We start from the raw sequence: 9,659 nt of genomic DNA, 5'->3' as shown, positions 1-9,659 counted from the left end.
GTAGGCATATTCGGCGCAGGCGGCCGTGGTCGGCATGCCGGCGACGTCGATATTGTCCTTGACGGCGAAGGGGATGCCCCAGAGCGGCCTGGCCACGGGGTCGAACGGCCTGAGCGCGTCGGCCGCGGCCAGCATCTCGGCTCTCGTCGCAAGGTGGATGAAGATGCCGGGGTCGCCAGCGGCTTCGATGCGGGCCAGCACCGTATCGATCACATCGGCGATGCCGATGCCGCTTTGGTAGGCCGCGTGCAGGCTGCCGATGTCGAAATGGATGTCGCTCATCTCGTGTCCCCCAGAATGGTCACCGGCAAATCCCACTGGATCAGCACGACGCAGCCGTCCTTCGTCCACACCGAATGCTCGGTGCCGACCGGATTGAGGATCACGCTGCCTGCCGGATAGTCGCCGTTCTCGTCGCTCTGCGTGCCTTCCAGCACGACGATGGTTTCCAGCCCGACATGACGGTGGCGCGGCACGCCGGCGCCCGGCTGGTATTTGAGCACCGCGACCGACGGTTCGACCGGACCGCCCTTGAGCAGCCAGTGCACGCCGATGCCGTCGCGGAAAGGCTCGAACGCCAGGTCGCGCCAGCCGCCGTCGAGCAGGCCGGCAAAGGCAAGGTTAGGCATTCGCAATTCCCTCGAGAACCTGATCGGTCGTCGCCGTCCAGCCGACGATCGCGCCCTGCGCCCGGATCATCGCCAGGGCGGCCGCCTTGAATTCGGGAAAGTAGCTTTCCGTCGCGTCCTCGGCGACGAGGCACTCGTAGCCGCGGTCGTTGGCCTCGCGCATCGTCGTCTGCACGCAGACCTCGGTCGTCACGCCGGCAAAGATGAGTTGCCGGGCGCCGATCCGCTTCAGGTCTTCGCCGAGGCCGGTCGCGTAGAAGGCGCCCTTGCCGGGCTTCTCGATGACGATCTCGCCGGGCAGGGGCGCGAGCTCGTCGAGGATCGCGGTGCCCGGTTCGCCGGCGATCAGCACGCGCCCCATCGGACCGACATCGCCGATGCGGATCGACGCGTTGCCGCGGTCCCGCTTGGCGGGCGGCAGGTCCGACAGGTCGGGCCGATGGCACTCCATGGTGTGGATCACCGGCAGGCCGGCGGCGCGAAAGCCTTCGATCAGCCGCTTCACCGTGGGAACGATCGCGGTGATCCGGCTGACGTCGTTGCCGAGGCTGGCGCCGAAGCCGCCCGGCTCGGCGAAGTCGCGCTGCATGTCGATGACAATGAGCGCCGTCGCCTCGGGCTTGAAGGCGAAGGCGAAGGGCTGTGCTGCGATTTCCGCCATCAGTGATGCCCCGCCATGTGCTCGCCGATCGTCTGCACGCTCGCCTGCGCGATCGGCGTCTCGTAGACGAGCGCGCCGTCGGACATCACGAGGATGCGGTCGGAGAGTTCCAGGAGTTCATCGAGGTCTTCCGACATCAGCAGCACCGCTGCCCCCGCGTTGCGCGCCTTCATGATGCGGGCGCGGATTTCGGCGACGGCGGAGAAGTCGAGGCCGAAGCACGGGTTGGAGACGATCAGCAGGTCGACCTCGCCGGTGAGCTCGCGGGCGAGCACCGCGCGCTGCACGTTGCCGCCCGACAGCGAGGCGATGGGTGAGGAGAGCGAAGCCGTCTTGACCTTGAACTGCTCGACCAGCCGGGCGCTGAAGGATTTGATGGCGCCGGCGCTGATCCAGCTCACCGGCTTGCCGTTGCCGTCCACGTCGAAGGTGCGGAAGGCGATGTTCTCGGCGACTGTCATCCTCGGCGCGCAGGCATTCTTGAGCGGTTCCTCCGGGATCAGCCGCACGTTGAGGGCGCGCGCCTCTGCCCGCGTCGCCGCATAGGCGGAGCCGCGCACCATCACCTCGCCGCCATTGCGCGGGCGCTGCCCGGCCAGCACTTCGAGAAATTCCTTCTGGCCGTTGCCGGAGATGCCTGCGATGCCGACGATCTCCCCGGAGCGAACGCCGAGATCCGCGATGTCGATCGATTTGTGGCCGGTGCGGTCGGGCGCCCTCAGTGCCTTCACCTTGAGCACAATCTCGGCGTCCGGCTTAGGCTCGACGCGGCTGTCGAGGGCGGCGATCGGCTGGTCGCCGATCATCATCGCCGCCATCTCTCGGTGAGAAAGGTCGGCGACCTTGCCGGTCCCGGTGAGCCTGCCCTTGCGCAGCACCGTGATGTCGTCGGCGAATGCCGTGACCTCATGGAATTTGTGGGAGATCATCAGCACGGTGAGATCGCCGGCCTTGGTCATGCCGCGCACCAGGCCAAGCACTTCCTGCGCCTCGCCCGGGGTAAGCACGGATGTCGGCTCGTCCAGGACCAGGAAATTGCGGCCGAGGTAGAGCTGCTTGATGATCTCCAGCTTCTGTTTCTCGCCGGCGGCGAGCTCGGCCACCTTGACGTCGAGCGGCAGCTTGAAGGGCATGCGCTCCATGAATTGGGCAAGCGCGCCGCGCTCCTTGCGCCAGTCGATGACACCGGGCACCTTCTCGCGCGAGATGACCAGGTTCTCGGCGCCGGTCAGCGACGGGACGAGCGTGAAATGCTGGTAGACCATGCCGAGACCGAGCGCCGAGGCATCCCTGGAGCTGGCGATCGTCACCTCGCGTCCGTCGACCAGCATGTCGCCCGACGTTGGGTGGTAGAAACCCATCATGCATTTGACCAGCGTCGACTTGCCGGCGCCGTTCTCGCCGAGCAGGGCGTGGAAGGAGCCGGCCGGCACCTTGATCGAGACGTCGTCGAGCGCCGTGAAGGCGCCGAAGCGCATGGTCATGCCGATGGTCTCGACGCCGATCGCCTTGCGAGGGGGAGTTCCGCTCATCGCCGGTCCCTCACGGCAACTGCGCGACGAGCGCGGCGGAATTCGACACCGCGCCGAAGACGCCGCCCTGCATCTTGATCATCTTGATCGCCGCCAGATGGTTGCCGTAGTCGGTCGCCCCGCAGCAGTCCTCCAGCATCACGCATTCGAAGCCGCGATCGTTGGCCTCGCGCATGGTGGTGTGCACGCAGACATCGGTGGTGATGCCGGTGAGCACGATGTTTGCGATGCCGCGCTGGTTGAGGATCAGTTCGAGGTCGGTGGCGCAGAACGAACCCTTGCCGGGCTTGTCGATGATCGGCTCGCCCTCGGCCGGATAGAGGTCGGGGATGATGTCCCAGCCCGGCTCGCCGCGCACCAGGATGCGCCCACATGGGCCGGGGTCGCCGATGCCGGCATTGATGCGGCGCGAGCGCCAGCGCTTGTTGGCGGGAAGGTCGGCGAGGTCGGGGCGATGGCCCTCGCGCGTGTGGATGATGGTGTAACCCTTGGCCCGCATGGCGGAGAGCACCGACTTGATAGGCTCGATCGGCGCCCTGACCAGCGACAGGTCGTAGCCCATATGGTCGACATAGCCGCCCGGCCCGCAGAAATCGGTCTGCATGTCGATGATGATCAGCGCCGTGTTGTCCGGCCTCAGATCGCCATTGTAGGGCCAGGGATAGGGATCGGCGTCGATGTAGCGCTGGGTGATCTCGGCTCTGGCGTTCATGGCAAAACTCCGGTCTCGCGAGCGGTTCCTGGGAGGGTCACTTGGTGATCGACAGTTCGCCCGGCGCGCCGGCGAGCGTGCGGCTCGGCGACGAGGTGGCGATCATGATGATGAGGGTGAGGATGTAGGGCGCGGCGTAGAACAGGTAGTAGCCTTGCGTCACGCCCACCGACTGCAGCGCAGGACCGAGGGCGCCGGCGCCGCCGAACAGCAGCGCGGCGGCGAAGCAGCCGAGCGGGTTCCAGCGCGCGAAGATGACCAGCGCCACCGCCATCAGCCCCTGGCCCGACGAAATGCGCTCCGTCCAGCTGCCGGGATAGTAGAGCGACAGGTAGGCGCCGCCGATGCCGGCCAGCGCGCCGCCGACGCCAGTGGCGAGCAGACGCACCGTGTTCGGGTTGAGGCCCATGGCGCGCGCGGCATCGGCGCTGTCGCCGACCACGCGCACGATCAGGCCGACACGGGTGTTGCGGAAGGCCCACCAGAGGAAGACGGCAAGCGCTGCTCCGATCAGGAACAGCACGTTGACGTTGAGCGCCGCCTGCACCTGCGGGATGTTCGACCAGGCACCGAACGGGATCGCTGGCAGGTCCGGCGCCGAGGGCTTGATGAACGGCTTGCCGAAGAAGAAGGCTAGCCCAGAGCCGAACAGCATCAGGGCGATGCCGATGGCGATGTCGTTGACCTTCGGGAATTTGCAGATCCAGCCATGGAAGAGACCGAAGCAGAGGCCGGCGACCGCCGCGGCCAGCAGGCCAGGCCAGGGCGACCCGGTCATCACCGCCACCGCGTAGGCGCTCATGGCGCCGAACACCAGCGTGCCCTCGAGGCCGAGATTGATGCGGCCGGAGCGCTCGGTGATGGCTTCGCCGAGCGACACGAAGATGAAGGGGGTGGAGACGCGGATGGCGCCGCCCAGTATGGCGAGCGGCACGCCCCAGAGGCCGATGTCGGTCGTTTCCATCAGGCGCTCCCCTTCAGGACATCAGGCCCCTGCCAGAGGTCCGGGTTGAAGGGCTTGAAGCGGCCGTAGAGGGTCTCGCTGAACAGGATGACGATGAAGAGCATGCCCTGCAGCACAAGCACGGTCGCATCGGGTAGGTCCATGCGGCGCTGGATCAGGCCGCCGGAGGCGTCGATGCCGCCGAGCAGGATGGCGACCGGGATGATGGCGAGCGGATTGTGGCGGGCAAGGAAAGCAACGAGGATGCCGGTATAGCCGTAGCCGGCGGCGAGCGAGCCGTTGGCGCTGCCTTGCACGGCGGCGACCTCCAGCATTCCGGCAAGCCCGGCGAAGCCGCCGGCAAGCGCGGTGAAGCCGACGATCAGCGGGCCGACGGCAAGGCCCTGCACCTGCGCCGCCCTGACATTGCCGCCGGCGATGCGAGCGGCGAAGCCCCAGCGGGTCTTCTCGATCAGCAGCCAGGAGAGCACGCAGGCGAGGATGCCGACGACGAGGCCCCAATGCACCTCCATGCCCAGGATGTTGCCGATGCGGTAGATGTCGGCGAGCGGCTGGGTCGAGGGCTTGTTGAGCGAGGCCGGATCGCGCAGCGGGCCTTCAACCAGGTAATTCATCAGCGCGATGGCGATGTAGGCCATCAGCAGGCTGGAGATGGTCTCGTTGACGGCGCGGTAATGGCGGAGCGCGCCGACGGCACCAATCCAGATGCCGCCGGCGGCCACGCCCCCCACGCCCATGAGGAGGATGACGAGAAAGGATGGCGCGCCATTCAGCACCACACCAATGGCGGCGGCGGCGACGCCGCCGAGCACGATCGCGCCCTCGCCGCCGATGACGACCAGCCCAAGGCGCGCGGGCAGCGCCACGCAGAGCGCCGCGAGCAGAAGCGGAGCGCCGCGCGACAGCGAGTTCTGGATCGAGACCCAGGACCCAAAGCCGCCCCGCCACATGGTCTCGTATAGCTGGACCGGCGACTTGCCGACCAGCGCCACGAACAGGCTGAACAGCACCATGCCGACGACCAGCGCCGCGAGCGGAATGACAAACGCCTCAGCTCGCCTGGCGGTCCATTCGAGCGCCGCCCGATATCCCTTGGCACCGAGAATGGCCGGCATGTCCGCGCTGCTCACCGTGTCCGTCATCGTCCCGACTCCCTTAGTCGGCTCAGGCGGTCGAGCCGACGACGCCCTCGACGAGATAGTCCATGCTTTCAAGCTCGATGGCGGTCTCGGCGAAGGCCTGGCCTCCAGTGGCGACGACGACGCCCTTGTTGCTCTTCAGCGGGCCCTTGATGACGGAGAAGCCGCCCTTCATCATGTCGGCTAGCGTGCCGTCGAACTGCTTGCGGGCCACTTCGTTCACGGCGGGCCCGAGCGGGCTCATCTTGACGAAGCCGTCGGCCAGGCCGCCGCGGGTGAAATTGGGCAGCGGCGTGCCGGCGATGAGGTCATCGACGAACATCTTGTAGACCTTGGCCCAGTTCCATTCCGCTCCGGTCAGGTATTTCTCCGGTGCCAGCGGGCTCTGGTTGGCGTGATAGCCGCAGACGAAGGCGCCGCGGCCGGCGGCCGTCTCGACCACCACCTTCGGGCTGTCGACATGGCAGGTGATGACGTCGGCGCCCTGGTCGACCAGCGCGTTGGTGGCCTCGGCCTCCTTGACCGCCAGCGACCATTCGCCGGTGAAGATCACCTGGCAGGTGATCGCCGGATCGACCGAACGGGCGCCGAGCAGGAAGGAATTGATGTTGAGCAGGACCTGCGGGATCGGCTTGGCGGCGACGAAGCCGAGCTTCTTCGATTTGGAGGCGTGACCGGCGACGACGCCGTTCAGATACTGGCCCATGCCGATATAGCCGAAATAGGAACCGGCGTTCATCGGGTGCTTGTCCTTGTTCCACATCCCGCCGCAATGGCGGAACTGCACGTCGGGGAACTTCGCGCACATGGCGAGCATATGCGGATCGAAATAGCCGAAGGAGGTCGGGAAGATCAGCGAGGCGCCGTCGAGGTTGATCATCGATTCCATCGTCTTCTGGACGTCGACCGTCTCGGGAACGTTCTCTTCCTCGACGACGGAAATGCCCTCGATGCTCTTCAGCGTCGCCGCGCCCTCTGCATGCGCCTGGTTGTAGCCGTAGTCGTCCTTCGGGCCGACATAGATGAAGCCGACGGTCGCCGACGCGGCGAACGCCCTGCGGATCGGAAAGGCTGCCGAGGCCAGACCGAGCGCCGCTCCGGCGGCGGAGGTCCTGAGCAGATCGCGGCGGCTAAGTTTGAATCTCGCGGTCATATCGAATGCTCCCCTTTTTGGACCCGATCTCCGGGCCGGTTGCTATCCACTGGAAAAGTGCATGCAATCACTGTGCCAGTTTCAAAGCTTGCTTTTTCGCAATAAAATCAATGTGTGGGTTTAGAGGCTCTGCATAAACGCAAGGCAAGTGCATGCACTTTTTGCCTGATAAATGACCAGTTTGACATTGAGGTTAAAATCTAGGCATACAGGTGCAGCCTTGAGTCGAAATTCAGCCCGGGAGCCGTCCACCTCGCGGGTCTGCCTGCAACAAACTGGACGGAGGAGACGTGTCGGCAAAGCGCAGCTTGGTCAGGTCGGGCACGACCGTGGATCAGATGGTGAGGGCGATCGCGGACCGCATCGTCACCGGCTATCTGCGCCCCGGCGAAAGGCTCGACGAGGTCTCGCTAGCCGCCCGCTTCGACGTTTCGCGCACGCCCGTCCGCGAGGCGCTCGGCCATCTGAGCGCCATGGGGCTGGTCGAGAGGCGGCCCAACCGCGGCGCCATCGTCGCCGTGGTGACGCAGGAGCATCTCGCCTCGATGTTCGAAAGCATGGCCGAGCTGGAAGCGATCTGCGCGCGCTTCTCGGCCGAGCGCATGACCGGCGGCGAGCGCCGAGCGCTCGAGATGGAACATCAGGCTTCGGCGCGCCTGGTGCAGCTCGGCGCCGAGGAGGACTACGAGTATTTCAACACCGAGTTCCACAGCCGGCTTTATCGTGGCGCCCACAACGCGCATATCCAGGACCTGACCGTGACGACGCGCAGCCGGCTGGCGCCGTTCCGGCGGGCGCAGTTCATGCTGCCCGGCCGGCTGGCCAAATCCTGGCAGGAACACGATTTGATCGTCACCGCGATCATGCGCGGCGACGGCGCGGCGGCGGGCAAGGCCGCCAGGGATCATGTCTCGATCGTTAGCGAGGCGAGCGCAGTGTTCGCGGCCGTCGAGCCGGTGACCTCCGCGCTCAGCCGATCTGCGCGTCAATGATCTCGACGAAGCGCGCGAAGAGGCCGGCCTGCGACTTGATCTTGAGCTTGCGGTAGATGTTGCGGCGGTGGACTTTGACGGTTCCTGGCACGATCCTGAGCGCCCGCGCGATCGATTCCGTCGAGTGGCCCTGAAGCACGAGGTCGACGACCTGCTTTTCGCGCGAGGTGAGCGACAGGCTCTTCCAGATATGCGCGCGGTCGAATTCGCTGGGAACAGCCACAGACTCGCCACGTGGCGTCATTGCCGGCTCGTCGGCCGGCAGGTTCGGCCAGCGCAGCCTGACCAGGCTGATCACCGCCGGCGCCATATCGCGCAGCAGCCTGGCGTCGGCGGTGCCGAACGAACCCGAGGCGCGCAGCCGCATCAGCGACAGCACCAGCGCGTCCTTGCCCGGCAGCGGGACGAAGAAGCCGACCTCTTCGGCGAGCTTGGTCTGGCTGTAGTAGGAGCGGTAATACTCGCTGGCATAGAAGCGGTCCGGCGCCAGTTCGCGCATGCGCCAGAAGCCTTCCTTGCGCTCGACCGCCGCATGGTGGAACGGGTCGAGCAGGTAGGGGCCGTCCTGATAGAGCGCGACGAAGACGTGGCTCTCGGCCGGCGAGAAGGTCTCGAACAGCAGCGGCGGGCGCGCGGCGCCCCTATAGCCGAAGATGACGCAATGATCGAAGCTGACATGGCCGCGCAGCCAGCCGACGATGGCGCGGCCGAAATGATCGCTGCCAGCTTCGCGCGTCGCGGCGATGACGGCGCCGAGCCCGTTGTAGTCATCGCTGCGGGAAACGGCCAATTCATACCCCTTTAAATGATAAAATAGGCTAAATATACCACCGGCGAGGTATATACTAGCCGGCATTGGCTCTGGTAGCGTTTCGAAATCAACTCGCCCTGGAGCCCGCCTTTGACTGCAGCGCCCGATATCGAGTTTCGCGCGGTCACCAAACGCTACGGCGCGGTCATCGCGGTCAGCGGAATTGACCTTGCGATCCCGCCCTCCGCCTTTGTCGCTTTGCTCGGGCCGTCCGGATGCGGCAAGACGACCTGCCTGCGCATGATCGGCGGCTTCGAGCAGCCGAGCGAAGGCCAGGTGCTGATCCGCGGCCGCGACATGGCAGGCACGCCGCCCTACCGGCGGCCGGTCAACATGGTGTTCCAGCAATACGCGCTGTTTCCGCATCTCGATGTCGAGGACAACATCGCCTACGGGCTGCGCCAGGCGAGGCCCAGGCTGTCGTCGCGCGAGATCTCCTTGAGGGCCGGCGAGGCGCTGGCCATGGTGCGGCTCGCCGGCTATGGCCGCCGCAAGATCCACGAGCTTTCCGGCGGCCAGCAGCAGCGTGTCGCGCTGGCCCGCGCGCTGGTCAACAAGCCAGCGGTGCTTCTGCTCGACGAGCCGCTGGCGGCGCTCGACAAGAAGCTGCGCACCGACATGCAGATCGAGCTGCAGAACCTGCAGCGCGAGATCGGCATCACCTTCGTGCTGGTCACGCACGACCAGGAGGAAGCGCTGTCGATGAGCGACCTCGTCTGTGTCATGAATGGCGGCCGCATCGTCCAGCTCGGACAGCCGAACGAGATCTACGACGAGCCGGCCGACCTCTTCGTCGCCGATTTCGTCGGCAAGACCAATCTGTTGAGCGGCACGGTGGCGGGCCTGTCGGGCGACCTCGTCGATGTCGCGCTGGCCGACGGCACGGTGATCGCGGCGCGCAAGCGGGCGCCGCTCAGCCGGGGCGAGCGGGTGTCGGTGTCGCTGCGGCCCGAAACGCTCAGCCTCGGCTTGGCCGGAAACGGCAGCCTGAAGGGCATCGTGCGCAACCGCATCTTCCTGGGCGCGACTGCAGAATACGCCATCGAGGTCCAGGGTATCGGATCAC

The 9,659-nt window shown here is 66.2% G+C and carries 11 protein-coding genes; 2 read left to right on the top strand and 9 right to left on the bottom strand.

Translation table 11 applies throughout. From position 1 onward, the window contains the following. The 8 genes from EN745_RS22460 to EN745_RS22425 form a co-directional block, all read right to left on the bottom strand. The coding region (locus EN745_RS22460) for an amidase family protein (protein ID WP_245487792.1) at nucleotides 1-282 on the bottom strand (282 nt) is incomplete at its 3' end. Further along, complete coding sequence (locus tag EN745_RS22455; RefSeq protein WP_127422280.1) at nucleotides 279-629, bottom strand: cupin domain-containing protein; 351 nt, start codon at nucleotides 627-629, stop codon at nucleotides 279-281. The genes EN745_RS22460 and EN745_RS22455, both read right to left, overlap by 4 nt. Continuing rightward, nucleotides 622-1,290 (bottom strand): isochorismatase family cysteine hydrolase, encoded by a 669-nt coding sequence (locus EN745_RS22450; RefSeq protein WP_126058166.1) that lies wholly within the window; start codon nucleotides 1,288-1,290, stop codon nucleotides 622-624. The genes EN745_RS22455 and EN745_RS22450 overlap by 8 nt, the downstream gene beginning before the upstream one ends. Further along, nucleotides 1,290-2,822, bottom strand: a complete 1,533-nt coding sequence (locus EN745_RS22445) for an ABC transporter ATP-binding protein (protein WP_127422279.1) — start codon at nucleotides 2,820-2,822, stop codon at nucleotides 1,290-1,292. The genes EN745_RS22450 and EN745_RS22445 overlap by 1 nt, the downstream gene beginning before the upstream one ends. A 10-nt stretch (nucleotides 2,823-2,832) precedes the next feature. After that, on the bottom strand, nucleotides 2,833-3,534 hold the full coding sequence (locus EN745_RS22440; protein ID WP_127422278.1) for an isochorismatase family cysteine hydrolase: 702 nt from the start codon (nucleotides 3,532-3,534) through the stop codon (nucleotides 2,833-2,835). Between the two features lie 37 nt (nucleotides 3,535-3,571). After that, nucleotides 3,572-4,498: an ABC transporter permease gene (locus EN745_RS22435; RefSeq protein ID WP_127422277.1), complete on the bottom strand. Its 927-nt coding sequence runs from the start codon at nucleotides 4,496-4,498 to the stop codon at nucleotides 3,572-3,574. Then, nucleotides 4,498-5,613, bottom strand: a complete 1,116-nt coding sequence (locus EN745_RS22430) for an ABC transporter permease (RefSeq protein WP_245487794.1) — start codon at nucleotides 5,611-5,613, stop codon at nucleotides 4,498-4,500. Before EN745_RS22430 ends, EN745_RS22435 begins: the two co-directional genes overlap by 1 nt. 49 nt (nucleotides 5,614-5,662) lie before the next feature. Continuing rightward, complete coding sequence (locus EN745_RS22425) at nucleotides 5,663-6,790, bottom strand: BMP family ABC transporter substrate-binding protein (protein ID WP_126058171.1); 1,128 nt, start codon at nucleotides 6,788-6,790, stop codon at nucleotides 5,663-5,665. A gap of 338 nt (nucleotides 6,791-7,128) precedes the next feature. Between EN745_RS22425 and EN745_RS22420 the strand changes: the two genes are divergently transcribed. Then, nucleotides 7,129-7,782, top strand: coding sequence for a GntR family transcriptional regulator (locus tag EN745_RS22420; RefSeq protein WP_245487793.1), 654 nt, complete (start codon nucleotides 7,129-7,131; stop codon nucleotides 7,780-7,782). Here the strand turns inward: EN745_RS22420 and EN745_RS22415 are convergent. Further along, on the bottom strand, nucleotides 7,760-8,572 hold the full coding sequence (locus EN745_RS22415; protein WP_245487791.1) for a LuxR C-terminal-related transcriptional regulator: 813 nt from the start codon (nucleotides 8,570-8,572) through the stop codon (nucleotides 7,760-7,762). The genes EN745_RS22420 and EN745_RS22415 overlap by 23 nt on opposite strands. Nucleotides 8,573-8,683: 111 nt before the next feature. Between EN745_RS22415 and EN745_RS22410 the strand changes: the two genes are divergently transcribed. Further along, a partial coding sequence (locus EN745_RS22410) for an ABC transporter ATP-binding protein (RefSeq protein ID WP_145992097.1) occupies nucleotides 8,684-9,659 on the top strand: 976 nt, incomplete at its 3' end.

It is taken from the genome of Mesorhizobium sp. M4A.F.Ca.ET.022.05.2.1, from assembly GCF_003998845.1.
Taxonomy (GTDB): Bacteria; Pseudomonadota; Alphaproteobacteria; order Rhizobiales; family Rhizobiaceae; genus Mesorhizobium.
Note: the sequence above shows the minus strand (reverse complement) of the source record. Positions and strands in the feature narration are given on the sequence as shown.

Coding starts and splice junctions, on each gene's coding strand:
- EN745_RS22430 (WP_245487794.1), bottom strand. CDS start 5,613: ATGCCGGCCATTCTCGGTGCCAAGGGATATCGGGCGGCGCTCGAATGG.
- EN745_RS22435 (WP_127422277.1), bottom strand. CDS start 4,498: ATGGAAACGACCGACATCGGCCTCTGGGGCGTGCCGCTCGCCATACTG.
- EN745_RS22455 (WP_127422280.1), bottom strand. CDS start 629: ATGCCTAACCTTGCCTTTGCCGGCCTGCTCGACGGCGGCTGGCGCGAC.
- EN745_RS22440 (WP_127422278.1), bottom strand. CDS start 3,534: ATGAACGCCAGAGCCGAGATCACCCAGCGCTACATCGACGCCGATCCC.
- EN745_RS22450 (WP_126058166.1), bottom strand. CDS start 1,290: ATGGCGGAAATCGCAGCACAGCCCTTCGCCTTCGCCTTCAAGCCCGAG.
- EN745_RS22420 (WP_245487793.1), top strand. CDS start 7,129: ATGGTGAGGGCGATCGCGGACCGCATCGTCACCGGCTATCTGCGCCCC.
- EN745_RS22425 (WP_126058171.1), bottom strand. CDS start 6,790: ATGACCGCGAGATTCAAACTTAGCCGCCGCGATCTGCTCAGGACCTCC.
- EN745_RS22445 (WP_127422279.1), bottom strand. CDS start 2,822: ATGAGCGGAACTCCCCCTCGCAAGGCGATCGGCGTCGAGACCATCGGC.